Here is a 26,607-nt window from a genome sequence, read left to right on the forward strand (position 1 = left end):
CGCAAGGAAGTCCCCCGTGAACCCCAATCCCGCACCCGACGCCCCCGAGCACGACGGCCGCCCCACAGCCCACCCCGGAGTGGAGAGCGGCACGCGCGGCCCCCTCACGGTCGAGCAGGCGACGGTGCCGCGACAGCTGTCGGGGTCCCCCGGCGGGCGGACCGCCCCGGCTGCCGTCCTGAGCGCCCCTGCCCCCGCCCCCGCCGCGTCGAGATCGGAGCCGATGTCGGCCACGACGCGCGCGTCGGCCCCGGCCCCGGCCCCGGCCCGGACCGGTGCCCGGACGTCCGATCCGCTCGACCATCCCGACCCGCACGTAGCAGGGGACGCGGCCGCGGTGGAGAGCCTGCTGCGCTGCTGGGTCCGCGAGAACGACCTTTCCCGGCCCGACGGCCGCACCCTGCGCATTCCGCTCGATGCCAGCGGCACCGCCCTCCTTGTTCCCGTTCTCTACTGGTCTGCCACCGGCTGGCACCGCTTCGGCGTGCCTGCCCTCGAAGGCGCTCCCCACGATGCCCCGCCGGCCGACGCGGTCACGGTCGCCACCCTGCTCACCCGTGAGCCGGGCAGCACCGGCCGGTCACCTGCCTTCCCCGACACCGCCAGGGCCGACCTCGCCCGCCCTGAGCTCGACCGGCCCCCGTTCGGCCCCCCGGAGCCCGGTCGCGGGCGGCTGTCCGAGGGTGCCGACCTCGTCGGCAGAGTCGCCGACTCGCTCCGCCGCACCGCCGGCTTCATCGCCGACCGACGGCAGCGCCCCGGCCCGCGCCCCGATGCCGACATGTTCCTCACCGCCGAACAGTCGCTGATCCTCGGACACCCGCTCCACCCCACGCCCAAGAGCCGGGAGGGGCTCTCCGAGGCCGAGGTGCACCTCTACTCACCCGAGTTGTACGGTTCCTTCCCGCTCCACTGGATGGCCGTCGACCGGAGCGTCCTGGCAACGGACTCGGCCTGGACGGAGGACGGTCGTGCCGTCCCCGCCGAGCGCCTCATCCACCGCCTGGCCGGCGACCTCCGACTCCCGCCCGACACCGTGCCGTTGCCGCTCCACCCGTGGCAGGCCCGCGATCTCGGCCACCGCCCCGCCGTCGTCCGACTGCTTGACGCCGGCCTGCTCCACGATCTCGGCCCCAGCGGTGCCCCCTGGCACCCCACCTCATCGGTCCGCACCGTCCACCGGCCCGGCGCCCCCGCCATGCTCAAGCTCTCTCTCGGCGTACGCATCACCAACTCCCGCAGGGAAAACCTCCGCAAGGAACTCCACCGCGGCGTGGAGGTCCACCGGCTGCTCCGCAGCGGACTGGCCGACCAGTGGAGGGCTGCCCATCCCGGTTTCGACATCGTCCGTGACCCCGCCTGGCTCGCCGTCGACGCGCCCGACGGTCCGGCCGTGCCGGGGCTCGACGTCATGATGCGCCACAACCCCTTCGGCCCCGGGGACGACGCCGTCTGCATCGCCGGTCTCACCTCGCCCCGGCCCTGGCCGGGGCGGCCCGGGATGCACTCACGCCTCGCCGACATCGTGGACCGGCTGTCGGTCCGCACAGGCCGGCCCAGGGGTGCCGTCGCCGCCGAGTGGTTCCTGCGCTACCTCGACCAGGTGGTGCGCCCGGTGCTCTGGCTGGACGCCACGGCCGGAGTCGCCCTCGAAGCCCACCAGCAGAACACGCTGGTGATCCTCAGCCCCGACGGCTGGCCGGTCGGCGGCCGCTACCGCGACAACCAGGGCTACTACTTCCGAGAGTCCCACCGCGCGGCTCTCGAACGCAGGCTCCCCGGCATCGGCAGCGCAAGCGACACCTTCGTCCCGGACGCGGTCACGGACGAGCGCTTCGCCTACTACCTCGGCATCAACAATGTCCTCGGCCTGATCGGGGCCTTCGGAGCCCAGCGGCTCGCGGACGAGCGCGTACTCATCGCCGCCTTCCGCCAGTTCCTCGCCTCCTCCGCAGCACTGGGCTCACCCCTGCCGGAGCAGCTGCTCGGGACTCCCACCCTGCGCTGCAAGGCGAATCTGCTCACCCGGCTCCACGGCCTCGACGAACTCGTCGGCCCCGTGGACACCCAGTCCGTCTACGTCACGATCACCAACCCCCTTCACTCCTGAACGACATCGACCCTTCCGAACCGCTGAGAGGAGAGCGCCCTTCCATGCCTCCCACCGACTCGAGCACGAGCACCGGCAGCGGACCGTCTCCCGCCGCCCCCTCGGCGGAGAGCACCGAGGACACGCTGGATCTTCGGCTGCCCGACGAACTCCTCGCGCTGTTCGGACAGGACGAGTCGGACGACGGATTCCGGGCCCAGGTGGAGCGGACCGCCGCCGATGCCGTCGGTGCGGTTCTCGACGGCGAGGACCTCCTCGACGCCCTCGCCGCATGGGGCACGGCCGCCACACCGTTCGGTTCCTTCCAGCTCCTCCCCGTCCGTGTCGAGCGCGACCTCCAGCTGATCAGCCGCTGGATGAACGACCCCGCTGTCGCAGCCTTCTGGGAACTGGCCGGACCCGAGTCGGTCACCGACGCCCACCTCCGCCCCCAGCTGGACGGCGACGGCCGCAGCATCCCCTGCCTCGGCGTGCTCGACGGCACACCCATGAGCTATTTCGAGGTCTATCGCGCCGATCTCGATCCGCTCGCCCGCCACTATCCGGCCCGGCCTCATGACACCGGTGTCCACATCCTCATCGGCGGTGTCGCCGACCGCGGCCGTGGCGTCGGCACCGCACTGCTCCGTGCCGTCGCCGATCTCGTCCTCGACAACCGCCCGCGCTGTGCGCGCGTCGTCGCAGAACCCGACCTGCGCAACACCCCCTCCGTGTCCGCCTTCCTGAGCGCCGGCTTCCGCTTCTCCGCGGAAGTCGACCTCCCCGACAAGCGAGCCGCCCTGATGGTCCGCGACCGCGCGCTGGGCAAGCTGCTGTGAAAGACCCGCTGCTCTACATACACCGCTCGCCCCGCATCGGTTCCACTCGAGGAGTCCCCGTGCCGAAGCCCTCTGCCGCCCCAGACTCCGACGAGCCGCCCGCCCTTCTCGCCCCGTCCGAACTGAACCCGGAGACGTGGCGTCGCGCAGGGCGTCGCCTCCTCGCCAAGATGATCGGTGAGTTCGCGTACGAAGAGCTCGTCGAGCCGCTCCCGCACAGCGGCGGCAAGGGCCGCGGGGACCGGTACGCCCTCCGCCTCGACGACGGCGAGACCCTAGCCTTCCGGGCCCGGCGCGGCGCGTACGGCAGTTGGCGCGTCGCGCCCGACTCGATCGAACGAGGCGGAGCGCCCTTCACCGATCCTCTCCGGTTCCTCGTCGGAGCCCGCCGCCTCCTCGCCCTCGACGGGGCCACCCTCGGCCATCTCCTCCGCGAACTGAGCACGACACTCGCGGCCGACTGCAGGCTCGACAGCACCGCACTGCCTGCAGCCCGGCTCGCCGACCTCGACTACGCCGCACTCGAAGGCCATCAGACCGGCCACCCGTGGCTCGTCCTCAACAAGGGCCGCATCGGTTTCTCCGCCGGCGACACCGCCCGCTGGGCCCCGGAGGCCCGCACGCCGGCCCGGCTGCCCTGGATCGCCGTCAGCACGTCCCTCGCGACGTACCGCGGAGTCCCCGGGCTCTCCACCCCCGACCTTCTCTACGCCCGGGAACTCGACGACGGCGTACGCGAAACCCACGCGGCCGAACTCCGGTCCCGCGGCCTCGACCCCGCGAGCTACCTCCTGCTGCCCGTGCACCCCTGGCAGTGGGACCAGGTGCTGTTGCCCCTCTACGGGGCCTCCGTCGCCCAGGGCGACATCGTCCCGCTGACCACTCCCGACGACGATCTCCGGCTGCCCCAGCAGTCCGTCCGCACCTTCCTCAACGTCAGCCGGCCCGACCGGCACACCGTCAAGCTGCCGCTCTCCGTCCTCAACACCCTCGTCTGGCGCGGCCTGCCCACCGAACGGACCCTCGCGGCGCCGGCCGTCACCGCCTGGGTGCACGGCCTGCGCGACGCCGACCCCTTCCTGCACGAGGAGTGCGGCGTCATCCTGCTGGGCGAGGTCGCCTCCGTCACCGTCGAGCACCCGCAATACGACCGGCTGCCCGAGGTCCCGTACCAGTACAAGGAGCTCCTCGGCGCCATCTGGCGCGAACCACTGCGGCTGCCTCCCGGCGAGCGGGCGCGCACGCTCGCCTCGCTCCTGCACACCGACCCGGAGGGGCGTGCCTTCACCGCCGAGCTGGTCGAGCGCTCGGGACTCACCCCGACCGCATGGCTGCGGTACCTCTTCGCCGCGCTGCTGCCGCCCCTGCTGCACTTTCTCTACCGCTACGGCACCGTGTTCTCCCCTCACGGGGAGAACGCCATCGTCGTCTTCGACGACCACGACGTGCCGGTACGGCTCGCCATCAAGGACTTCGTCGACGATGTGAACATCAGCGCCCAGGCGCTGCCGGAACTGGAGACGATGCCGGACGACGTGCGGGCGGTCCTGCTCACCGAGGAGCCCGCCTTCCTCACCCAGTTCATCCACTCCGGCCTCTTCGTCGGCGTCTTCCGTTTCCTCGCCCCGCTGTGCGAGGAACAACTCGGCGTGACGGAGGACGACTTCTGGTCCCTCGTGCGAGCCGAGATCCTGCGCCACCAGTCGCGCTTCCCCGAACTCAAGGACCGCTACGAGACGTTCGACCTGCTCACTCCGCGTATCGAGCGGCTCTGCCTCAACCGCAACCGACTCCACCTCGACGGATACCGCGACCGCGCCGAGCGCCCGCACGCCGCAGTCCACGGCGCGGTCCCCAACCCGCTCGCAGCGGGTTGAGACGAGGGCCTGGCCGGTGGTGACCGGCGTTCACACCTGCGACGGTCCTGGGCTCGGCTGCGCCTTCCTCCCCATGTATCGGGCAGGACGAAGGGCCGCCGGTCCACGACGATGATCCGCGCAGCAGTGCGGCACCGCTGGGGGAGCGAACCGCGCAGCGTCGGCGACCCGAACAACCCTTACAGCCGGCAGCCTTCGCAGGACCGGCTCCCTACGGCTACCCGCAGCAGGCCCCGCAGGGTGTGCCGCAGCAGTACGGCCAGCCACAGCAGCCGTACGGCTGTCCCCAGCAGTACGCCGACGCGCAGGCCCAGGGGGCCAGCGCTGGCACTCCGGCTCCGGGCATGCACGGCATGCCCACCGGCGGGTGGGCGCCGTAGGGGTACGGCTCCCGCTGCGGGTAGTCGGCGTACCTGCTCGATGTCCTGATCATCGCCGACGCCATGTACGCCCTCGCCTTCGTCGACGTCGCCACCAGCGCCGTCCGGCCCTCGGGTCCTCGGCGTCATCGGCATGCTGTACGCCGTCGGCATGGCCATCCTCCAGCTGTACGGGGAACGCAGCACCGGACAGACGATCGGCAAGAAGGTCCTCGGGATCAGCCGCCACCCGGAGAGGGACGGCAGCACCCTCGTCTTCGGCATGGCCTTCGTCCGCCGGCTCGCGCACTTCCTGGACAGCCTCGCCGGCTACCTCGGCCGGCTGTGGCCGCTGTGGGACCACACGAAGCAGACCTTCGCCGACCAGGTGTGCAGCAGCGTCGTGATCCGCGTCGAACAGCGCCGAGCACCCGACCGCGGCGGACCGCACCGCCGCTCGAACAGCCCGTAACAAGATCTCGTGACGTTCGGGACTGTCAGAGCGACGGATTAGGGTGGACGGCCTATGACGAAGCCATCCCTCCCCGACCTCCTCCACGCTGCCGTCACATCCGTCGGCGGGGTGGAGCGGCCTGGCCAGGTCACTATGGCCGAGTCCGTCGCCGCTGCCATCGACGACGGCTCCCACCTGCTCGTCCAGGCCGGGACGGGCACCGGAAAGTCCCTCGGCTATCTGGTCCCTGCCCTGGCTCACGGGGAGCGTGTCGTCGTGGCCACGGCGACGCTCGCGCTGCAGCGCCAGCTGGTGGAGCGCGACCTTCCACGGACGGTGGAGGCGCTGCATCCGCTGCTGCGCCGCAGCCCGCAGTTCGCCATGCTCAAGGGGCGGTCGAACTATCTCTGTCTCCACCGCCTGCACGAGGGCGTTCCGCAGGAAGAAGAGGACGGTCTCTTCGACCAGTTCGAGGCCGCCGCGCCCACCAGCAAGCTGGGCCAGGACCTGCTCCGTATGCGGGACTGGGCGGACGAGACGGAGACCGGCGACCGCGACGACCTCACCCCCGGCGTCTCCGACCGCGCCTGGTCCCAGGTCTCCGTCTCGTCCCGGGAGTGCCTGGGTGCCAGCAAGTGCGCGTACGGGGCGGAGTGCTTCGCCGAGATGGCAAGGGAGCGCGCCAAGCTCGCCGACGTCGTGGTCACGAACCACGCCCTGCTCGCCATCGACGCGATCGAGGGCGCTCCGGTGCTGCCGCAGCACGAGGTGCTGATCGTCGACGAGGCCCATGAGCTGGTCTCCCGGGTAACCGGCGTCGCCACGGGCGAGCTCACCCCCGGCCAGGTCAATCGCGCCGTGCGCCGCGCCGCCAAGCTGGTGAACGAGAAGGCGGCCGACCAGCTGCAGACGGCGGCCGAGGGCTTCGAGCGGTTGATGGAGCTCGCCCTCCCCGGCCGTCTGGAGGAGATCCCGGAGGACCTGGGATACGCGCTGATGGCGTTGCGCGACGCTGCCCGTACCGTCATCTCCGCCCTCGGCTCCACCCGTGACAAGTCCGTCCAGGACGAGGACGCCGTGCGCAAGCAGGCCCTGGCCTCGGTCGAGTCCATCCATGACGTCGCCGAGCGGATCACCGACGGTTCCGAGTACGACGTCGTCTGGTACGAGCGCCATGACCGCTTCGGGGCGTCCCTGCGCGTCGCGCCGCTCTCGGTCTCGGGGCTGCTTCGCGAGAAGCTCTTCGCCGACCGCTCGGTGGTTCTCACCTCGGCGACGCTCCGGCTGGGCGGCGACTTCAACGGTGTGGGCGCGTCATTGGGGCTGGCCCCGGAGGGCACGGAAGGCGAGGACGTGCCCGTATGGAAGGGCATCGACGTCGGCTCGCCCTTCGACTATCCGAAGCAGGGGATCCTCTACGTCGCCAAGCATCTGACGCGCCCGGCGCGCGACGGCGATCGTGGTGACATGCTCGACGAGCTGACCGAGCTGATCCAGGCGGCGGGCGGGCGCACGCTCGGACTGTTCTCCTCGATGCGAGCCGCTCAGCTGGCGGCGGAGGAGCTGCGTTCCCGTATCCCGGAGTTCCCCGTCCTGCTCCAGGGCGAGGAGACACTCGGTGAGCTGATCAAGAACTTCGCGGCCGACCCGCAGACCTGTCTGTTCGGCACGCTCTCGCTCTGGCAGGGAGTGGATGTTCCGGGCCCCAGCTGCCAACTCGTCGTCATGGACAAGATCCCGTTCCCACGCCCCGACGACCCGCTGATGAGCGCGCGTCAGAAGGCGGTGGAGGAGGCCGGAGGGAATGGCTTCATGGCCGTCGCGGCCACGCATGCGGCGCTGCTGATGGCGCAGGGCGCGGGCCGTCTCGTTCGGGCGACGGGGGACCGTGGTGTGGTGGCCGTACTGGACCAGCGGCTGGCCACGGCCCGCTACGGCAACTATCTGAAGGCGTCACTGCCCGACTTCTGGTACACCACGGACCGTAACCAGGTGCGCCGCTCGCTGGCCGCGATCGACGCCGCGGCGAAGAAGAACGGCGGGTAGGAGAAGGACGGCGGGTAGCTGACCGGGCCGCTGGAACGCCTGGGGCGGCGCGGGCGGGCCGAACTGCTGGAACGCCCGCGGGGGCGGGGGAGGGCCCGGCTGCGGCGCCGACGGGTCGCCGGTCAGCGGCTCGGCGGGACGGAGCCGGGACGCGGGCCGAGCCGACGCCGGACACAACGCGGCCCCGGAGACAACTGGGCCCAGGACACGGCTGCCTCCGGACACAGCTGGGCCCCGGGACCGGCGCAGTGGTTCCCGGGGCCCAGTCAGAGCCGACGAGGTGTGGTCACACCCGCCGGAGCACCGCCACGACCTTGCCGAGGATCGTCGCCTCGTCGCCGGGGATCGGCTGGTAGGCAGCGTTGTGGGGGAGCAGCCAGACGTGGCCGTCCTCCCGCTTGAAGCGCTTGACCGTGGCCTCTCCGTCCAGCATGGCCGCGACGATGTCACCGTTCTCCGCGACCGGCTGGCGGCGGACCGTCACCCAGTCGCCGTCGCAGATCGCGGCCTCGATCATCGAGTCACCGACGACCTTCAGCACGAAGAGCTCACCGTCGCCGACCAGCTGGCGGGGAAGGGGGAAGACGTCCTCGACCGACTCCTCCGCGAGGATCGGGCCACCGGCGGCGATGCGGCCGACCAGCGGCACGTACGACGCGGCGGGTTTGCCGGTGGTGTCCGTCGGCTGTGTGCTCGGCTGGTCGGAGCCACGCACCTCGTACGCGCGCGGCCGGTGCGGGTCGCGGCGCAGGAAGCCCTTGCGCTCCAGAGCCATGAGCTGGTGGGCGACGGACGACGTGCTGGACAGGCCCACCGCCTGACCGATCTCGCGCATGGACGGCGGGTATCCCCGACGCTGCACGGAGTCGCGAATGACCTCGATGACCCTCCGCTGCCGGTCCGTGAGCCCCGAGCTGTCCGCACGGATCCCTGGAGGTCGGCCGGGCAGCGAGCGCGTGGGCTTGGGCCCCTCCGGGGTCGTGGCTGCGTCATTCATGGCATGCACCGGCTCGAATCGGTTCTGGGAGCGGTCATGGGCAGTGATGGTGGCACTGTCTGCGGTGGTGGTCACGTCGGCCCCTCTCGAGATGGTCTCCCTAGCTGGACAACGGTAGTTGCTTTCGAAAGGTTGCGCCAAACACACGTTCGAGTGAAAAATCGCGGATCACCTGACGTGTGCCTGTGACCGGGTGTATGGGCGGGTTCGACCGGGCCGGCCGCCACGCCGGTGGCCCGGGCTACGACGGTAGTCTTCGCCGCCGGGCGCGAAGCCATGGGGGTACCCGTGGGTGTGTCTCCAGTGTGTCATCCGGGGGGCCGGAATCGAGGGAGCGCGGCGTTTCTCGTACCCTCGTGGCCGGCCGCTTCCGCCCGGTGCTCCGCCCCGGTCCACTGCCGCTCCGCGCGACACGCGTTGGGGCATGGAAGGCGACCAAACCCCAGATCTAGTGGTTGGATTGTGGCAGCCACCCAGAAGTTGTGGTCCCCGGTCATCGAGCCCGCGGCCATCGCCTATGCTTGTGGCTGCTTCGAGGGGGTCCTACTGGTCCTTCCGGGGCTATTCAGTCGTGCTGTGAAGGAGGGTTGGGAAGCCATGCACTGCCCCTTCTGCAGGCACCCGGACAGCCGTGTCGTCGACAGTCGGACCACCGATGACGGAACGTCGATCCGGCGTCGCCGCCAGTGCCCTGACTGCTCCCGTCGCTTCACGACGGTGGAGACCGCCTCGTTGATGGTGATCAAGCGCAGCGGGGTGACCGAACCCTTCAGCCGCACCAAGGTCATCACCGGCGTGCGGAAGGCATGCCAGGGACGGCCGGTCACCGAGGACGCTCTCGCTCAGCTCGGCCAGCGGGTCGAGGAAGCGGTGCGCGCCACCGGCAGCGCCGAGCTGACCACCCACGACGTGGGGCTGGCCATACTCGGCCCGTTGCAGGAACTCGACGTCGTCGCGTACCTGCGCTTCGCGTCCGTGTACCGAGCGTTCGATTCGCTCGAAGACTTCGAGGCCGCCATCGCGGAGCTCCGCGGGCGGCGGCCTCCCGCACAAGAGGGCGGGTCCGGTGCGACCTCCGAGGTCCCCGTGCCCGCCACAGCCGCCGACTGACCGGCCCGGCCTCTGAAGGGCCCGGCGATCGGCCGCAGAGCGGCAAAAGGACCAGTCACGGGCGCTGTGCGCGGCGTCCGGGGCGACAGACAAAACCGTGCCACGGGAAGATCTGGGCACTTCAGGGCGTTTTTGCCCGTATATGGGAGGCGGCATGACAGAGACGACGAGCGGCCCGGCACGAGGCTCCCGAGCCAAGGGGTCCAAGGCCGCAGCAGCCCGGCAGGGCCTGCGTATCGAGCGCGTCCACACCACCCCCGGCGTACATCCGTACGACGAGGTCGTCTGGGAGCGCCGCGACGTCGTCATGACCAACTGGCGTGACGGCTCGATCAACTTCGAGCAGCGTGGCGTCGAGTTCCCCGACTTCTGGTCGGTGAACGCGGTCAACATCGTTACCAGCAAGTACTTCCGCGGTGCCGTGGGCACCCCGCAGCGCGAGGTGAGCCTCAAGCAGCTCATCGACCGCATCGTGAAGACGTACCGCAAGGCCGGTGAGGACTACAACTACTTCGCCTCGCCCGCCGACGCGGAGATCTTCGAGCACGAGCTGGCGTACGCCCTCCTGCACCAGATCTTCAGCTTCAACTCGCCGGTGTGGTTCAACGTCGGCACGCCCCAGCCGCAGCAGGTGTCCGCCTGCTTCATCCTGTCCGTCGACGACTCCATGGAGTCGATCCTCGACTGGTACAAGGAAGAGGGCATGATCTTCAAGGGCGGCTCCGGCGCCGGCCTGAACCTCTCCCGCATCCGCTCCTCCAAGGAGTTGCTGTCCTCCGGCGGCAATGCCTCCGGCCCGGTCTCCTTCATGCGCGGTGCCGATGCCTCCGCCGGAACGATCAAGTCGGGTGGCGCGACCCGTCGCGCCGCGAAGATGGTCATCCTCGACGTCGACCACCCCGACATCGAGGACTTCATCGAGACCAAGGTCAAGGAAGAGGAGAAGATCCGCGCGCTCCGCGACGCGGGCTTCGACATGGACCTCGGCGGCGAGGACATCACCTCGGTCCAGTACCAGAACGCCAACAACTCGGTCCGCGTGAACGACGAGTTCATGAAGGCGGTCGAGGCGGGCGGCAAGTTCGGCCTGCGTGCCCGCATGACCGGCGAGGTCATCGAGGAGGTCGACGCCAAGGGGCTCTTCCGCAAGATGGCCGAGGCCGCCTGGGCCTGCGCCGACCCGGGCATCCAGTACGACGACACCATCAACCACTGGCACACCTGCCCCGAGTCCGGCCGGATCAACGGCTCGAACCCGTGCAGCGAGTACATGCACCTGGACAACACGTCCTGCAACCTGGCCTCGCTGAACCTGATGAAGTTCCTCAAGGACGACGGCGAGGGCACCCAGTCCTTCGACGTCGAGCGCTTCCAGAAGGTCGTCGAGCTCGTCATCACGGCGATGGACATCTCCATCTGCTTCGCCGACTTCCCGACCGAGAAGATCGGCGAGAACACCCGCGCCTTCCGCCAGCTCGGCATCGGTTACGCCAACCTCGGCGCCCTGCTGATGGCGACCGGCCACGCGTACGACTCCGCCGGCGGCCGCGCCCTGGCCGGTGCGATCACGTCGCTGATGACCGGCACCTCGTACCGCCGCTCCGCCGAGCTCGCCGCGGTCGTCGGCCCCTACGACGGCTACGCCCGCAACGCCGAGCCGCACAAGCGCGTCATGAAGCAGCACGCCGACGCCAACGGCACGGCCGTCCGCATGGACGACCTGGACACGCCGATCTGGGCCGCCGCGACGGAAGCCTGGCAGGACGTGATCCGCCTCGGCGAGAAGAACGGCTTCCGTAACGCCCAGGCGTCCGTCATCGCGCCGACCGGCACCATCGGTCTCGCGATGTCCTGCGACACCACCGGCCTGGAGCCCGACCTCGCGCTGGTCAAGTTCAAGAAGCTGGTCGGCGGCGGCTCGATGCAGATCGTCAACGGCACCGTTCCGCAGGCGCTGCGCCGCCTCGGCTACCAGCAGGAGCAGATCGAGGCGGTCGTCGCCCACATCGCCGAGCACGGCAATGTGATCGACGCCCCGGGCCTGAAGACCGAGCACTACGAGGTCTTCGACTGCGCCATGGGTGAGCGCTCCATCTCCCCGATGGGCCACGTCCGCATGATGGCCGCGATCCAGCCGTGGATCTCCGGCGCGCTCTCCAAGACGGTCAACATGCCGGAGTCGGCGTCCGTCGAGGAGGTCGAGGAGATCTACTTCGAGGCGTGGAGGATGGGCGTCAAGGCGCTCGCGATCTACCGCGACAACTGCAAGGTCGGTCAGCCCCTCTCCGCCAAGAAGAAGGAGCAGGAGAAGACCGAGATCACCGAGAAGGCCGAGGAGACGATCCGTACCGCGGTCGAGAAGGTGGTCGAGTACCGCCCGGTCCGCAAGCGCCTCCCGAAGGGCCGTCCCGGCATCACCACCTCCTTCACCGTCGGCGGTGCCGAGGGCTACATGACCGCCAACTCCTACCCGGACGACGGCCTCGGCGAGGTCTTCCTGAAGATGTCGAAGCAGGGTTCGACCCTCGCGGGCATGATGGACGCCTTCTCGATCGCCGTCTCGGTCGGTCTGCAGTACGGCGTGCCGCTGGAGACGTACGTCTCGAAGTTCACCAACATGCGCTTCGAGCCGGCCGGCATGACGGACGACCCGGACGTGCGGATGGCGCAGTCGATCGTCGACTACATCTTCCGCCGCCTGGCGCTGGACTTCCTGCCCTTCGAGACCCGCTCGGCGCTCGGCATCCACTCCGCTGAGGAGCGCCAGCGTCACTTGGAGACCGGTTCGTACGAGCAGTCCGTCGACGATGTCGAGATGGACGTCGAGGGCCTGGCCCAGTCCGCCCCGCGCCAGCAGGAGACCCTGAAGGCCGTCGCCCCGCCGAAGGCCGAGATCCCGGCCCCGAAGCAGGCGCACACCTCGGCGGAGCTCGTAGAGATGCAGCTCGGCATCAGCGCGGACGCACCGCTGTGCTTCTCGTGCGGTACGAAGATGCAGCGGGCCGGCTCCTGCTACATCTGCGAGGGCTGCGGCTCGACCAGCGGCTGCAGCTGATACGGAGGCCGGCTGCCGCTGATCGGCTGCCCGCAGCCGGCTGATCTCCTCGTCACAGAGGGCGTCGACCTGAGGTCGGCGCCCTCCGCGCGCGTCCGGACGGCCGACAACCGGGCACAAACGGGCTGCGGCCGCTCCGCCCGGTTCCGGCGCTCAGGAGGATGTGGTGCCCATCAGCTCCGCGAACTCGGCCGGGTCTGCGGCGAAGCCGCGGACGGCGGGACGGAGCTGCCATGCGCCGCTGCCGTCACGGGTGAACTCCGCGACCGTCGCTGCGGAGGCCTCCGGCACACCCGCGAGATCCTCGTTCGCCAGCTCGACGGGGCCTTCGAGTATGCGTACGCCGGTGTTCCTGATGTCGGAGAACGTCAGCCCGCGGCCGCGCTGCTGGATGACCACACCCACCACGACCCGCGCGTATCCATCGGCCAGACGGTCCAGTTCCAGGGTCATCACCTCGTCCGCACCGAGGCCCTGGCCCGTCCGGCTGTCCCTGTTGAGCGTGATGGTGCCATCGGGGGAGCGGCTGCCGAAGTGCACCAGATACGCGGGCTTGCCGTGCGGATCGCCCACGCCGTACGTCGCGGCGACGATGTCGAGGTCGATGGCCGGTGCGCCGATGGGGCTGGGATCCCACTTGAGCGTCACCTGGACCTTCCGGAGCCCTTTGCTGAGAGTGCCCACCCTGCTTCCCTTCCTCGTGGACGCCGTTGCGGACGTCAACGCCCCCTGTGGAAGGCCCATGTTGTCACGCTCGGGAGGACGCACTCCGAACAGTTTCGGTCGCTCCGCCGCTCGGTCAGTGCGGGATGCGCCGAGGCGGGCGCTGCCGTGCGACGTCCTCGCGGAAGACCGCGATGGCGCTGCTCACCTGGCGAATCAACTGCGTCTCCTCGATCTTTTCCAGATAGAGGCAGCGCCGGGCGACGCCCTCCAGTTCGAAGGCGAAGTAGAGCGACATCAGAGGATTGATGAAGAGTTCGCTGCCGCGAGTGCGCGAAGTGAACTGAACGTCTCCGAACGCACCTTGGACCGCTGCGGCTATGGAGCCGTTCACGATGCTCGGGTGATCAGGAGTGTGCTCCTGGGCGTGCGCTACCGCATCCACGAACAGGGTGCCCTCCCGGGTCGACCGGGAGACCGAGAAGCTGCCCAGGTACGCGCCGTCGCGATCCAACGCCGCGATGTTCTCCAGGACGAGACCGTGGCTCACCCCGTGGTACGCGTCCACGCCGAAGCCGAGCGAGAGGACCAGGCGTTCGGGCACGTCGAGTCCGTGGAGCGCGGCAACGCTCGTCAGGTCCTCCTCGGGTGTGCCGAGCCCCGATTCGTCGCCCCGCATGAGGATGTCGGTGCCGCCGTCGACAAGGACGACCGCGTCGATCCGGTACCGCTCGATCAGCGACCGGTAGGCGGCGCGAAGCGGCTGCACTCCGACGCGTGGGAAGGCGTGGACCGTGCTCGGGTAGCCGTGGCGGTCGAGCCACTGGGCGAGGGTGCGCTCGGGGAAGTAGGTCTGGTGCAGCGCGGTTGTGGGCGTGACGATCGCGACGTCCGGGGCGAGCCAGGCTTCGAGCGGCAGCCCTTCGACCGCGCTGAAGGACAGGTTGGCGAGATGGACCTCCTTGCCCTGGTGGAGCAACGAGAGGGCCACGGGCAGCCCGGCGTAGATGTCGAAACCGCCGCCCGCGCCCGCGACGAGGATGCGCTCGGCGGATTCCAGGCGGGCGAAGAGAGGGTTGAGATGGAGCGCGGTCATGTCGGTCATTGTGCGGAACGAGGGGCTGATCGGCTTGCGAATTCATGTGCGAACGAGGCGCTCGATGGGGTGTGACGACGGGTGGCGCCTTCTGCCGGAGAGTGACCAGGGCCACGTTCGGGGCCGTACGATGGCGCGGTGCTGGTCAAGTGGATTCGCTGCACCGTGGTGGACCGTCGAGGGTTCGAGCGGGGGCAGCGGAAGTGGGCGGGGCTGCTGGGTGAGCCGGGATTCCGGGGACAAGGCGGGGGATGGAGCCGGCGGCGGCCGGATGTCGCCCATGTCTTCGCGTTCTGGGAGACCCGTGCGTTCTACGACTCGTTCATGGCGCGTTCGCACGATCGGCTGGCGGCCGCGCAGTCAGGCACGTTCAAGGACAGCCAGGTCAAGCTCTTCGATCATCGTTTCGATGTGAAGACGGGCTTCGAGCCCCGCTTCACCGACGCCGACGTCGTTCGGGTCGCCCACTGCAAGGTGCACGAGCACAAGGTCGAGCACTTCTCGCTGATGCAGGAGAAGGTGTGGAACCCGGCGATGGCGGGGTCGCCGGGGATGGTGCGCGGACTGTTCGGCGACGCGCCCGGGAACGAGTTCCTGGTGCTGTCCATGTGGCAGTCCGCCGCGGAGCACGGCAAGTACCGCGTGGAGCGGGTGGAGCGGCTCTCGTTGCGCGCGCAGACAGAGGCCGACGTCGCGGCCCTGGCAGGGGACGTCGTGGAGCTCGAACCCTCCTGGACGGTGTGACGGGACGACGTGATCGCGGCCGGCGGCACTCCACGGGATGACACGCCGGACGAAGGTCGGACAACTGCTCGACCGGGCCCTTCCGGATCTAGGGTTTGTCATATGGCACGACCGCGGCGCATCGTTCTTGTCCGGCACGGCGAGTCGGAGGGGAACGCCGACGACTCGGTGTACGAACGAGTGCCCGACCACGCCCTGCGGCTCACCGAGCGCGGGTGGCTCCAGGCCGATGAGGCCGGGAAACGGCTGCGGGAGACGTTCGGGCGGGAACCGGTCAGCGTCTATGTGTCGCCGTACCGCCGTACCCATCAGACGTACCGGGCTTTCCGCCTCGACCCGGAACTCGTCCGGGTCAGGGAGGAGCCCAGACTGCGCGAGCAGGACTGGGGGAACTGGCAGGACAGGGACGACGTACGGCTGCAGAAGACCTACCGCGACGCCTACGGGCACTTCTTTTACCGCTTGCCTCAGGGCGAGTCGGGGGCAGATGTGTACGACAGGGTGGGGGCGTTCCTGGAGAGCCTCTACCGGAGTTTCGAGGCGCCCGACCACCCGCCCAACGTCCTGATAGTCACCCATGGGCTGACCATGCGGCTGTTCTGCATGCGGTGGTTCCACTGGACGGTGGCCGAGTTCGAGTCGCTCTCCAACCCGGACAACGGGGAGATGAGGATGCTGCTGCTCGGCGAGGACGGGCGCTACACGCTGGACAGGCCGTTCGAGCGGTGGTGCATCCCCGAGTCGTACGGGGACCACCGGATAGAGTGGCCGAGCGATGACCGCTGATTCCTTTCCCGCCTCTCCCGACGCTGCCGGTACGTCCGGCTCCTCCGATGTTTCCGCGTCGCCCGACTCCGTCGACCGGCGCTTCGCCCGTGCCCTGGCCAGCCTCCGAGGGCTGTCCGTGGGCGACGCCCTGGGCTCCCAGTTCTTCGTCCCCGCGAACTATCCGCTGCTGAAGCGGCGCGAGCTGCCGTCCGGTCCCTGGCAGTGGACCGACGACACCGAGATGGCGTGCTCCGTGGTGGCCGTGCTCGCCTCCCACGGCCGGATCGACCAGGATGAGCTCGCCCGTTCCTTCGCCGATCACCATGACTTCGACCGCGGCTACGGGCCTGCGGTCAACCGGATGCTCCGCTTGATCCGCGAGGGCGCCGACTGGCGTGAACTCGCCGCGGCGTTGTTCAACGGCCAGGGCTCGTGGGGCAATGGTGCGGCAATGCGGATCGCCCCGCTCGGCGCCTGGTACGCCGACGATCCGGAGCAGGCCACGCACCAGGCCGAGATCTCCTCGTACACGACGCACCAGCATCGCGAGGCCGTGGTGGGCAGCATGGCGGTCGCCGCGGCCGCGGCGCTGGCCGCCTCCCCGACAGGGCCGCCCACGCCCACCGAGCTGCTGGACGGGGTGGTCGCTCTCGTGCCGCGCAGTGCGGTGGGAGCAGGGCTGCGCAGAGCGCAGGACATGCTGGACTACGGCGACGCGGGCACGGTCGCCGCGGTGCTCGGCAGCGGGCGGCGTACGAGTGCGCACGACACGGTGCCGTTCGCTCTGTGGTCGGCCGCTCGCGCGCTCGGCGACTTCGAGCAGGCCTTCTGGACGACCGCCCAGGTGGGCGGGGACGTCGACACGACCTGCGCGATCGCCGGTGGAGTGGTCGCCGCGACGGAGGCCGGGGCTCCGCCGGCGGTCTGGCTGGACAGGACCGAGGCCCTGCCCGCCTGGCTGCCTGCCCGCGTGGGCTGAGCCCGGGCCGACACGGCTGGTCGGTGAACCGGCGGCACGGCGTGGACGGGCGGCGGCACGGCGTCCCGCGGGGCCGGCGTGGTGTTGGGCGGTGCGGGACCGGGCCCGGGCGGGGTCAGCGTGGCCTCCAGGGGGGCCCGGAAGGCCCGGCAGCGCCACGCGTCGCACGGCGCGCGGAGGCAGGTCGCCTGGCAGTGCAGTCCCACTGTCACGGTCCTGCCACAGCATGGCCGCGGACGACCGAGCCGGTTTGCGGAGGGCTAGCCTGTCGGCCACGCCGCCGCGTTGATCATTACCGGCGTGCGCCAACGAGACGCCGGGACCGCTGCGCCGCCACGAGGCAGGGCACGGGGCACCCGGCCGGGAGGGGGTCCCGTGTCAGACGTACCGTCCACACCATCCGGCCTCGGGCCGGAGCCGGAGGACCGGTCCGACGGCAAGAGGTCCGGCCTGCGCCGGAGCGAGGCCCAGGACCCTGCCTCGGGACCGCAGTCGGTGCCGGGCGCCGCCTCGGGCTCGGAGCCGGAGCCGGAGCCGAGCGCCGCCGTGGTCCAGGGCCCTGGCCCGGACAAGGTCCGCGATCGAATACCGGATCAGGAGCGAGGCCAGGGGCAGGACTCGGGTCGGGGCACGGCCCCTGATCGGACCGAGGAGAGTGATCCTGGACAGGCGTCCCCCGGGCCGCGCGCCTCGGCCACGCCTTCGTCGCAGCACCCGTCCGGCCCCGGCCCGCAGTCGGTGCCGGGCCCGGTGCAGGTGCCCGCGTCACCCTGGCCCCACCCCGCGCAGCCCTGGCCGCCGAAGGCAGCGCCTGCCAAGTCCCGGCTCGACGCGATACGGCCCGGCCCACCCGCACCCGTGCGCGCTGCCACGCTCTGGTGTGCCCTCGCCGCCGCGCTGCTCAGTGCACTGCTGCTCGGCGACGGGCTCGGCGTCAATCTGCTGATCGTGGCCGTGCCGACCGCACTGGCCGCATTCTTCGCAGCTCAGGCGGCCGGCCGACGGCTCCGCCCGTGGACTGCGGTCTGGGCGCTGGGCACCCTGGGCCTGTTTGCCGTTCCCGCACTTCGCGACGCGGGCTGGCCCACCTTCCTGGCAGTCGTCTCCGCGCTCGCGGTCGGCTCGCTGGCCCTGCACGGCGGGCGCAGCTGGCCGGGCGTGCTCTTCGGATCGGTTGGCCTGTTCGACTCGATCCGCTCCGGAACGGCTTGGGGCTGGCGAGGGCTGCGTGAGCGGGCTGACGGTTCGCGCGGCCGCTGGGGCCCCATTGTCCGCACGACTGCCGTTGCGACGGCGCTGCTCGTCGTGTTCGGCGCCCTGTTCGCCGGAGCCGACGCGGCCTTCGCGGACCTGCTCGGCGAGCTGATCCCCGATGTCTCGTTCGTCGACGGCCCCTGGCGGTTCTTCCTCTTCGTGGTCGGCCTCGTCGGCGCACTTGCCGCGGCCCGCACGGCCGCCGCCCCGCTGCGCTGGGACCGCCTCACCCTGCACCCGGGCAAGGCCAGGGGCCGGTTCGAGTGGGCGCTGCCCCTCGTTGTCCTCAACCTTCTCTTCGCCGCCTTCAACACGGTCCAGCTCGCCGTCCTCTTCGGCGGCTACGACAAGGTCCTCAGTGAGACGGGGCTGACCTACGCGGCATACGCCCGGCAGGGCTTCTGGCAGCTTCTCTGGGCCACCCTGCTCACCCTGGTTGTCATAGGGCTCGCCCTGCGCTGGGCCCCGCGCGACGGCGCCCGCGACCGCGCCCTGGTGCGCGCTGTGCTCGGCACCCTGTGCGTGCTCACCCTCGTCGTCGTGGCGTCCGCGCTGCGCAGGATGGACCTGTACGTCGACGCGTACGGGCTGACACGGCTGCGCGTATCCGTGGCAGCGATGGAACTGTGGCTCGGCCTGGTGATCGTGCTGATCATCGCGGCGGGGCTCTTCGGCGGCCGCCGGCTGCCCCGAGCCGTCGCGGGCAGTGCCGCGGCCGCCGTGCTGGCCTTCGGCCTCGCGTCCCCGGACGCCCTGATCGCCGAGCGGAACGTACAGCGCTACGAGGCGACCAAGAAGATCGATGTCGACTATCTGCGCGATCTTTCGGCGGATGCCGTGCCCGCCCTCGACCGGCTGCCCGAGCCGGTGCGCTCCTGCACGCTGCAGTCGATCCAGACTCGCTCGCACGAGGACGAACCCTGGTACGCCACCAGTTGGGGCGAGGTGAGGGCCCGGTCGATCTTCAAGGAGCGGCCTGCCAAGCTCGACAGGACCGGCTGCCCGTGGGCGGACGGACTGTACGGCGAGGAGCGCGACGAATACGACGAGGACGCCGAGTTCGGCGACGGCGGCAGCGGCGACGAATACGACCCGGGTACCGGCATGGACTGAGGACCGACGGACGACAGGTGTGCGGTCCGTCCCTCCGCGGACGGACCGCACACCGTCGTTCAGCCGGCTCGCTACGCGGCGGGGCCGGCTGCCCCCGCCGTGCCGCTCAGCGCTTCCAGGTCGCTCTTGCGGACACGTATCACCACGACCGCCGTGAGCAGAGCCAGCAGCACCATGGCCACCGCGGCCGTGAACGACGTCGAGATGCCTTCGGTCAGCACCTCGTGGCCCCAGGGCGCGGGCAGCTCCTGCGTCTTGGCGAACTCCGCCTGCTGCTCAGGCGTCGCCTGTGCCAGGAAGGACGGAACCTGCTTCTCCGCTTCGTTCCGGCCGGCCGTGCCGAACACCGTCACCAGGATGGACAGCCCCAGCGATCCGCCCACCTGCTGGGTCGCATTGAGCAGCCCCGATGCCGCGCCCGCCTCGTGCTGGGCGACGCCGGAGACGGCGGTCAGGGTCAGCGTCACGAAGTTGAGGCCCATCCCGAAGCCGAAGAGCACCATCGGGCCGAGGACCCCGCTCACGTACGAGCTGTCCGGGCTGATCAGGGTCTGCCAGAACAGGCCGATCCCGGTGATCGCGGAACCCGTGACCATGAACGGTTTGGGGCCCAGCACCGGCAGCAGCCGCTGGGAGAGCCCTGCGCCGGTGATGATGGCGACCGTGACGGGGAGGAACGCCAGACCGGCCTCGATCGGGCTGTAGCCGAGCACGTTCTGGACGAACAGCACGATGAAGAAGAACATGCCGAACATCGCCGCGGCCAGGCTCAGCATGATGACGTACGTACCCGACCGGTTCCGGTCGGCGAACATCCTGAGCGGAGTGATCGGTTCCCGCGCCCGCGACTCGACGACCGCGAAGGCTGCGAGCAGCACCACCGCGGCGCCGAAGGAGCCGAGCGTGAGCGAGTCCCGCCAGCCTTCCTCCGAGGCGCGGATGAATCCGTAGACCAGCGAGGCCATACCGGCGGTGGAGGTCAGTGCGCCCGCTATGTCGAAGCGGCCGGGGTGGCGCTCCGACTCGCTGATGTACAGCGGCGCGAGGAACGCGATCAGGATGCCGATCGGTACGTTGACGAACAGCACCCAGCGCCAGTCGAGCCACTCCGTGAGCATGCCGCCGGCCAGCAGGCCGATCGCGCCACCGCCCGCGGACACGGCGGCGAAGACGCCGAACGCCCGGTTCCGTTCCGGTCCTTCGGGGAACGTCGTCGTGATCAGGGCGAGCGAGGTGGGCGATGCGATCGCGCCGCCTACGCCCTGGAGCGCCCGTGCGGCGAGCAACTGCCACGGCTCTTGCGCGAGTCCGCCGAGCAGCGAGGCGAGCGTGAATACCAGGATGCCGGCCATGAACACCCGTCGGCGGCCCAGGATGTCGCCCGCGCGACCGCCGAGCAGCAGCAGGCCGCCGAAGGTCAAGGTGTAGGCGCTGAGCACCCAGGAGAGGTCGGTGGTGGAGAATCTGAGCGCGTCCTGGATATCCGGAAGCGCGATGTTCACAATCGTCGCGTCGAGTACCACCATGAGTTGGCAGGCGGCGATGACGGTGAGGGCTATTCCCGGACGCCCCTCCCGGCGGGCCGCGCCCGGCTTTGGCTGTGCTTGGAGCTGAGAGGTTGTCACTATGGTCCCCCCACACTTGAGTTAGTGAACGGATCCGTTCACTGTGTCCTCAACGGTAGTGAGTCCCCGACAGTGAACGCAAGCGTTCACTGGAGCTACCGCATTGCTGCGATGGAGAGTTGTTGATGGATACTTCGCGATCCGCGGCCACCGCTCGGCCGCGGTCGATGTCGTGTCGACGCCGCGGACCTGTGCTGGAGCGGGCGATCCTCGACGCCGCGCTCGAGCAGTTGAGCACCGTCGGCTGGAACGGGCTGACCATGGAGGGAGTCGCCGCCGGCGCCCGCACCGGCAAGGCCGCGGTCTACCGCCGCTGGCCGTCCAAGGAGGATCTTGTCGCGGACGCCCTGCAGGCCGGAATCCCCAGCCTCGGCGACGCGCCCGATCACGGGAGCGTCCGCGAGGACCTCTATCAGCTCTGTCGGAGGATGCGCGCGGCCATGTACTCCAAGCCGGGGTACGCGCTGCGCTCGGTCCTTCACGAATGCGATACGTCGACGGCCGAGCGCTTCCACGCACTGATCCTCGGCGGAGTCATCGAACCTTCGATCCGCCTCTTCGAGGAGGTGGTGCACCGGGGTGTCGCGCGGGGTGACGTGCGTGCCGACGCCACGGGCAGCCTGGTCTGCGACGTGATCCCGGCGATGATGATGTATCGCTCCAAAGTGTGCGGAAGCGAATGGGATGATGCGGATATCGCGGCGATGATCGATCAGGTCATGGTGCCCTTGCTGCGCCCTCGCGCCGGCTGAACCCGGGGGAGCGTCCTCGGAACGGGATCCGGGGTGTTGCGGCACGTCCGGGCGGCGTAACCTGTCTGGCGCCATGCCGTACGAACCACCCACCCACACCGTTGAGCGCTCGCTCCGGGCCACCACCGGTGCCAAGATCATTGCCGGAGTCGACGAGGTCGGGCGCGGGGCGTGGGCCGGGCCGGTCACGGTATGCGCCGCCGTCACAGGGCTGCGTCGGCCCCCTGCCGGTCTCACCGACTCCAAGCTGCTCACCCCCAAGCGCCGTACGGAGCTGGCGGGAGAGCTGGAGGGGTGGGTCACGTCGCACGCCCTCGGGCACGCGTCCCCGGCGGAGATCGACACGCTCGGGATGACCGCGGCGCTTAGGCTGGCGGCCGTGCGTGCCCTGGACGCCCTGCCGGTGCGTCCCGACGCGGTCATCCTCGACGGCAAGCACGACTACCTGGGTCTGCCCTGGCGCGTTCGTACGGTCATCAAGGGTGACCAGTCCTGCGTCGCGGTCGCGGCCGCCTCGGTGATCGCCAAGGTGCGGCGGGACGCCATGATGACCGAGTTGGGGCTGGAGCCGGTGTGCGAATCCTTCGGGTTCGCGGAGAATGCCGGCTATCCCTCGCCGGTGCACAAGGCGGCACTCGCCGAGCTGGGCCCCACGCCGTACCACCGGGTCTCCTGGGCCTTCCTCGACGCGCTGCCGCAATGGCGGCACCTGAAGAAGGTCCGGATCTCCCCGGAGGCGGCCGCCCTGGAGAGCGGGGGCCAGCTCGGCTTCGACTTCTGATCCGGCCGGTCGACCGACCGCCGTGCGAGCCGGACTACGAGTCCGGTCGCACTCATGTGCCCACCCGCCGATGCCAGACGCAGCGGCGTTTGATAGATATCCACCCATGCCTCTCATCCCCGAGGAGCCTCAGATTCACGAGAGTGCCCAGGGTCCCCGCGCCACTCCGGCCGCCGGCCGCACCGCGCCGACCCCCCGTCCCGTACCCGGTCCGCGTACCGCGGCCGCGCCCCGTCCCGGTCGCCCGGGCCCCGGCCCGGCCCGACCCACACCACCTGCGCAGCGCACCCATGCCCCTGCCGGGCAGAGCGCGTCGTCGCGGCAGGAGAAACGTTCCGCACCGCAGATCCAGCTGATCCCGGCCACCGCCACGGGTGCGCTCGACGCCGCCGACGAGGCCGTCGACCTGCTGCTCGACTCCGGCCGGGCACCCGGCGACGTCCTGGTGCTCACCACCGGTGAGCAGCACCCATGGGCCGCGCACGAGCTGTCCTTCGGCGAGAGCGCCTACTGGGCGCAGCACGACGCTCGTGACGACGTGTTCTACGCGGACGCCGCCTCGGCGGCCCGCGCGTCGACCCGGCCCGTGGTCGTCGTCGCCGTCAATGGCGGCAGCGACGACGTGACCGCCCAGGCCCTGCCTGTCGCCATGAGCCGCGCAGGAGCGCTGCTCATCGTGTGCGGCGACCCGCAGCGCATCAACGCCGTACTCGGCGCGGGCGTCTGAGCCTGCGGCGCCGCGCCGGTGTCACGGCGCCGCCCGCGCCCTGTGCGTGGTGCGGTCGTCGTGCCCTGGCCGGCCGTGCACCGCGGCCGGTCGCTTCGACGCACCCGCCCGGACCGGCCCCGAGGTACGGGACCCCCGGAGCGGTGCTGGTACCGGTGCCGACGCCCGTGGCCGCGTGGCTCAGCGGGCCGCCGTGCGGCGTAGGACCTCGGCCGCCCCGCTCGCCGTGCGCAGCGGGAGCACCGCCGGATCCGGTACCTCTTCACCGAAGCCGCCAGGTCTGGACTCGGAGTTGGGCCGGCGCCCGCCGCGCCCCTCACCGAGCACCTGCCACCCCGCGCGCGTCAGCGTGATGTACGCGCCGCAGCGGAGCCCGTGCAGGGTGCAGGCGTCGCGCAGTCCCCACATCCACGCTCCGTCCTCCTCCGTCCAGCGCTCGTCGCCGTCGCGGCAGTAGAGCAACACGGCGGTGCGGACCGGGGTGCGGCGGCGCAGATCGTGCGGGATGACCCGGCGCAGCTGGGCGAGCAGGGCGTTACGGAACTCCCAGCCGTCGGCGGGGACGCCGCGCCGGGCGAACGAGGCGCTGGCCGACAGTCGTTCCTCCTGGTCGAGCACGGCCACGACGGCCGTCGACGGAGTCGGCCTGTGCCGGCTGTGCAGGCCGCTGACGACGTCACGGGGATTGCGCAGCAGAGGTATCCCGGCTGCCGCCCACTCGGCGGGCTCCAGCATCCTCGCGAGGCTCGCGGAATTGGCCGATCCGTTGATCGAAGTGGCTGCGGACGAAGCGAATCCGAAGGTCACGTTCCTCCCTTCGCATACGCGCCCACAGTGCGGGCAGGGGTCGGTGAGGCGCACCGCAGCACAGCCCTTGCGGACCGCGGGCGAGCCGTGCGGGGATGGCTCCAATTCTTGCGGGCCTGCGGGCGAGCGGCAACGAGCAATTGAGTCCGCTGACTGGAATGGGCAGGTATGGCGCTCATATCCCTGCCCAATCGGGCCAAGTGCCACGCCCTTTCAGGCTTGAACCGCGAGGACCAGCGGAAACACCCCCTTCGCCCCGGCTCGGCGCAGCAGCCGTGACGCGACGGCCAGGGTCCAGCCGCTGTCCGAGAGATCGTCGACGAGCAGCACCGGCCCGGCCGCCGACTCGACGGCCGTGGCGAGTGCAGGCGGAACGATCAGCGCATCGTGCAATCCCCGTACCCGCTGTGCACTGTTCGTCCTTGAAATATGTGTGTCCCGCGCATCCGGCGAGTATTCGACGGTGCCCAGCAGCGGCAGACGACCGACCTCGGCGATCCGGGACCCGAGCGAGGCGACGAGCCGCGGCTTGCCCCGCGAGGCGATGGTGACAACTCCGACCGGGCGGGGCGGTGCATCGGCGGCTCCTGACGACCAGCCGCCCTGCCCCTTCGCCCAGTCGGCCAGCACACTCACGACCGCGTTCACCACATCGTCCGGAACCTTTCCGTCCGGGGCCTGCGGGGCAAGCATCGGGCGCAGCCGATTCCCCCATCCGATGTCGGAGAGCCGCCCCAACGCCCGACCCGTGCAGGACTGCTCGCCGACCGGGATACGGCCCTTCAGATCGACGCCGACGGCCGCCAGTCCGGTGGGCCACATCTTGCGTGGCTCCACCTCGACACCGGGCCGGCCGAGCTCCCCGCGAGCCGCGTCCAGCGCCCCGGTCGACACGCCGGCGTCCAAGCGGGCCCCCGCGCAGTTGTCGCAGCGGCCGCACGGAGCAGCCTCCTCGTCGTCCAGCTGCCGCCGCAGGAACTCCATCCGGCAGCCCACCGCCGACGCGTAATCACGCATCGCCTGCTGCTCGGCCTCACGCTGCCGTGCCACCCAGGCGTAGCGCTCCGCGTCGTACGCCCAGGGCTCGCCGGTCGTCATCCAGCCGCCCTTCACGCGGCGCACCGCGCCGTCGACGTCGAGCACCTTGAGCATCGTCTCCAGCCGCGTGCGCCGCAGCTCGACCAGGGGCTCGAGCGCGGGCAGCGAAAGCGGCCTGCCCGCTTGGGCCAGCACGTCCAGGGTGCGCCGCACGAGATCCTCCGGTGGGAAGGCGACCGAGGCGAAGTACTGCCAGATCGCCTCGTCCTCCTTGCCCGGCAGAAGCAGCACATCGGCGTGCTTCACGCCTCGCCCGGCGCGACCGACCTGCTGGTAGTAGGCGATGGGGGAGGAGGGTGAGCCCAGATGGACGACGAATCCGAGGTCCGGCTTGTCGAAGCCCATGCCCAGGGCGGAGGTGGCCACCAGGGCCTTCACACGGTTGGCGAGAAGATCGTCCTCGGCCTGCTGCCGGTCCGCGTTCTCCGTACGCCCCGTGTACGACGCCACGGTGTGGCCGCAGTGCCGAAGGTACGCAGTGACCTCCTCGGCCGCCGCGACCGTGAGCGTGTAGATGATGCCGGAGCCGGGCAGGTCGCCGAGGTGGTCGGCCAGCCAGGCCAGACGGTGTGCGGCATCAGGGAGTTGCAGCACGCTCAGGCTGAGGCTCTCCCGGTCGAGCGGACCGCGCAGGACCAGCGCGTCGGTGCCCGCGCCCGTCCCGAGCTGCTCGGCGACATCCGCGGTCACGCGGGCGTTGGCGGTGGCTGTCGTCGCGAGCACTGGAACTCCCGGCGGCAGATCGGCGAGCATCGTGCGCAGCCGCCGGTAGTCGGGCCGGAAATCATGGCCCCAGTCCGAGATGCAGTGTGCCTCGTCGACGACAAGGAGCCCGGTCGCGGCGGCGAGCTTGGGCAGGACCTGGTCCCGGAAGTCCGGGTTGTTGAGGCGCTCCGGGCTGACCAGCAGCACATCGACCTCGCCGGCGGCGACCTCCGCCTGGATCGTGTCCCACTCCTCCGTGTTCGACGAGTTGATCGTCCGGGCGCGGATGCCCGCCCGGGCCGCGGCTTCCACCTGATTGCGCATGAGCGCGAGCAGTGGCGAGACGATGACCGTCGGACCGCTGCCGCGCTCCCGCAGCAGTGAGGTGGCGACGAAATAGACGGCGGACTTGCCCCAGCCGGTCCGCTGCACCACCAGCGCCCTGCGCTTGTCGGCGACGAGTGCCTCGATCGCACGCCACTGGTCCTCGCGCAGCCTGGCGGAGCCGGTGGTGTCTCCGACGAGGCGCGTGAGGACGGAGTCGGCGGAGGCTCTCAGATCTGCGCGGTCTGTGTTGGTCATGCCCCCATGCAACCCGATGGCACGGACAATGCGCGAACGCTGCCGCTGCGCCTGTGGATAACGTTATCCACAGGGCTGGCGGGGATT

21 protein-coding genes are annotated in these 26,607 nt (G+C 70.5%); 14 read left to right on the plus strand and 7 right to left on the minus strand.

The genetic code is table 11. The features are described from left to right. The first annotated feature begins 16 nt into the window (after nucleotides 1-16). Genes ABT078_RS19435 through ABT078_RS19445 form a run of 3 tightly spaced genes read left to right on the plus strand, consistent with a single transcriptional unit; the run spans nucleotide 17 to nucleotide 4,805 of the window. Nucleotides 17-2,110 (plus strand): IucA/IucC family protein, encoded by a 2,094-nt coding sequence (locus ABT078_RS19435; protein WP_351229241.1) that lies wholly within the window; start codon nucleotides 17-19, stop codon nucleotides 2,108-2,110. Nucleotides 2,111-2,154: 44 nt separating this feature from the next. Then, nucleotides 2,155-2,928 (plus strand): GNAT family N-acetyltransferase, encoded by a 774-nt coding sequence (locus ABT078_RS19440; RefSeq protein WP_351229243.1) that lies wholly within the window; start codon nucleotides 2,155-2,157, stop codon nucleotides 2,926-2,928. 59 nt (nucleotides 2,929-2,987) lie between these two features. Further along, nucleotides 2,988-4,805: an IucA/IucC family protein gene (locus tag ABT078_RS19445; protein WP_351229245.1), complete on the plus strand. Its 1,818-nt coding sequence runs from the start codon at nucleotides 2,988-2,990 to the stop codon at nucleotides 4,803-4,805. Nucleotides 4,806-4,984: 179 nt separating this feature from the next. Here the strand turns inward: ABT078_RS19445 and ABT078_RS19450 are convergent, their stop codons facing one another. Then, nucleotides 4,985-5,314: a hypothetical protein gene (locus ABT078_RS19450; RefSeq protein WP_351229247.1), complete on the minus strand. Its 330-nt coding sequence runs from the start codon at nucleotides 5,312-5,314 to the stop codon at nucleotides 4,985-4,987. 4 nt (nucleotides 5,315-5,318) lie between these two features. Here ABT078_RS19450 and ABT078_RS19455 point away from each other — a divergent pair, with 4 nt between their 5' ends. Together ABT078_RS19455 and ABT078_RS19460 are read left to right on the plus strand one after the other, a co-directional pair. Then, nucleotides 5,319-5,636: an RDD family protein gene (locus ABT078_RS19455; RefSeq protein ID WP_351229249.1), complete on the plus strand. Its 318-nt coding sequence runs from the start codon at nucleotides 5,319-5,321 to the stop codon at nucleotides 5,634-5,636. 54 nt (nucleotides 5,637-5,690) lie between these two features. After that, entirely contained in the window at nucleotides 5,691-7,664 is a 1,974-nt protein-coding gene (locus ABT078_RS19460; protein WP_351229251.1) for an ATP-dependent DNA helicase, read from the plus strand. Nucleotides 7,665-7,950: 286 nt separating this feature from the next. On the opposite strand, the gene lexA is transcribed toward ABT078_RS19460, so the two are convergent. After that, nucleotides 7,951-8,736: a transcriptional repressor LexA gene (lexA, locus tag ABT078_RS19465; RefSeq protein WP_351229253.1), complete on the minus strand. Its 786-nt coding sequence runs from the start codon at nucleotides 8,734-8,736 to the stop codon at nucleotides 7,951-7,953. 522 nt (nucleotides 8,737-9,258) lie between these two features. Here lexA and nrdR point away from each other — a divergent pair. Both nrdR and ABT078_RS19475 read left to right on the plus strand, forming a co-directional pair. Next, on the plus strand, nucleotides 9,259-9,771 hold the full coding sequence (gene nrdR / locus ABT078_RS19470) for a transcriptional regulator NrdR (RefSeq protein ID WP_351229255.1): 513 nt from the start codon (nucleotides 9,259-9,261) through the stop codon (nucleotides 9,769-9,771). Nucleotides 9,772-9,925: 154 nt separating this feature from the next. Beyond that, nucleotides 9,926-12,826 carry a vitamin B12-dependent ribonucleotide reductase gene (locus tag ABT078_RS19475; RefSeq protein ID WP_351229257.1) on the plus strand — a complete coding sequence of 967 codons (2,901 nt, stop codon included), beginning with the start codon at nucleotides 9,926-9,928 and terminating at the stop codon, nucleotides 12,824-12,826. Between the two features lie 153 nt (nucleotides 12,827-12,979). Here the strand turns inward: ABT078_RS19475 and ABT078_RS19480 are convergent, their stop codons facing one another. After that, nucleotides 12,980-13,510 (minus strand): TerD family protein, encoded by a 531-nt coding sequence (locus tag ABT078_RS19480; RefSeq protein WP_351229259.1) that lies wholly within the window; start codon nucleotides 13,508-13,510, stop codon nucleotides 12,980-12,982. Between the two features lie 115 nt (nucleotides 13,511-13,625). Continuing rightward, nucleotides 13,626-14,585 carry a DUF1152 domain-containing protein gene (locus ABT078_RS19485; protein ID WP_351229261.1) on the minus strand — a complete coding sequence of 320 codons (960 nt, stop codon included), beginning with the start codon at nucleotides 14,583-14,585 and terminating at the stop codon, nucleotides 13,626-13,628. Between the two features lie 138 nt (nucleotides 14,586-14,723). On the opposite strand from ABT078_RS19485, the gene ABT078_RS19490 reads away from it, so the two are divergent. From ABT078_RS19490 to ABT078_RS19505, 4 genes are all read left to right on the plus strand, one after another. Further along, a complete protein-coding gene (locus ABT078_RS19490; RefSeq protein ID WP_351229263.1) occupies nucleotides 14,724-15,329 on the plus strand; it encodes a YdbC family protein in 606 nt (201 codons plus the stop codon). Between the two features lie 102 nt (nucleotides 15,330-15,431). Next, on the plus strand, nucleotides 15,432-16,115 hold the full coding sequence (locus ABT078_RS19495; RefSeq protein ID WP_351229265.1) for a histidine phosphatase family protein: 684 nt from the start codon (nucleotides 15,432-15,434) through the stop codon (nucleotides 16,113-16,115). Then, entirely contained in the window at nucleotides 16,105-17,076 is a 972-nt protein-coding gene (locus ABT078_RS19500) for an ADP-ribosylglycohydrolase family protein (RefSeq protein WP_351229267.1), read from the plus strand. The genes ABT078_RS19495 and ABT078_RS19500 overlap by 11 nt, the downstream gene beginning before the upstream one ends. A 375-nt stretch (nucleotides 17,077-17,451) precedes the next feature. Next, the gene (locus tag ABT078_RS19505; protein ID WP_351229269.1) at nucleotides 17,452-19,443 is read left to right on the plus strand and encodes a DUF4153 domain-containing protein; all 1,992 of its coding nucleotides are present in this window, start codon (nucleotides 17,452-17,454) and stop codon (nucleotides 19,441-19,443) included. 71 nt (nucleotides 19,444-19,514) lie between these two features. Here ABT078_RS19505 and ABT078_RS19510 read toward each other — a convergent pair whose 3' ends face one another. Beyond that, nucleotides 19,515-21,068 carry an MFS transporter gene (locus ABT078_RS19510; RefSeq protein ID WP_351229271.1) on the minus strand — a complete coding sequence of 518 codons (1,554 nt, stop codon included), beginning with the start codon at nucleotides 21,066-21,068 and terminating at the stop codon, nucleotides 19,515-19,517. A 125-nt stretch (nucleotides 21,069-21,193) separates the two neighbouring features. Here ABT078_RS19510 and ABT078_RS19515 point away from each other — a divergent pair, with 125 nt between their 5' ends. The 3 genes from ABT078_RS19515 to ABT078_RS19525 all read left to right on the plus strand — a co-directional run bounded on the left by ABT078_RS19515 (nucleotide 21,194) and on the right by ABT078_RS19525 (nucleotide 23,328). Continuing rightward, nucleotides 21,194-21,820, plus strand: coding sequence for a TetR/AcrR family transcriptional regulator (locus ABT078_RS19515; RefSeq protein ID WP_351229273.1), 627 nt, complete (start codon nucleotides 21,194-21,196; stop codon nucleotides 21,818-21,820). A 73-nt stretch (nucleotides 21,821-21,893) separates the two neighbouring features. Continuing rightward, nucleotides 21,894-22,601: a ribonuclease HII gene (gene rnhB / locus ABT078_RS19520; protein ID WP_351229275.1), complete on the plus strand. Its 708-nt coding sequence runs from the start codon at nucleotides 21,894-21,896 to the stop codon at nucleotides 22,599-22,601. A gap of 106 nt (nucleotides 22,602-22,707) precedes the next feature. Then, nucleotides 22,708-23,328 (plus strand): hypothetical protein, encoded by a 621-nt coding sequence (locus tag ABT078_RS19525; RefSeq protein WP_351229277.1) that lies wholly within the window; start codon nucleotides 22,708-22,710, stop codon nucleotides 23,326-23,328. Between the two features lie 180 nt (nucleotides 23,329-23,508). On the opposite strand, the gene ABT078_RS19530 is transcribed toward ABT078_RS19525, so the two are convergent. Then, the gene (locus tag ABT078_RS19530; RefSeq protein ID WP_351229278.1) at nucleotides 23,509-24,135 is read right to left on the minus strand and encodes a hypothetical protein; all 627 of its coding nucleotides are present in this window, start codon (nucleotides 24,133-24,135) and stop codon (nucleotides 23,509-23,511) included. Between the two features lie 213 nt (nucleotides 24,136-24,348). Beyond that, the gene (locus tag ABT078_RS19535; RefSeq protein WP_351229280.1) at nucleotides 24,349-26,520 is read right to left on the minus strand and encodes a RecQ family ATP-dependent DNA helicase; all 2,172 of its coding nucleotides are present in this window, start codon (nucleotides 26,518-26,520) and stop codon (nucleotides 24,349-24,351) included. Between the last annotated feature and the right edge of the window lie 87 nt (nucleotides 26,521-26,607).

Source organism: Streptomyces sp. NPDC002133, from assembly GCF_040296405.1.
Lineage (GTDB): Bacteria > Actinomycetota > Actinomycetes > Streptomycetales > Streptomycetaceae > Streptomyces.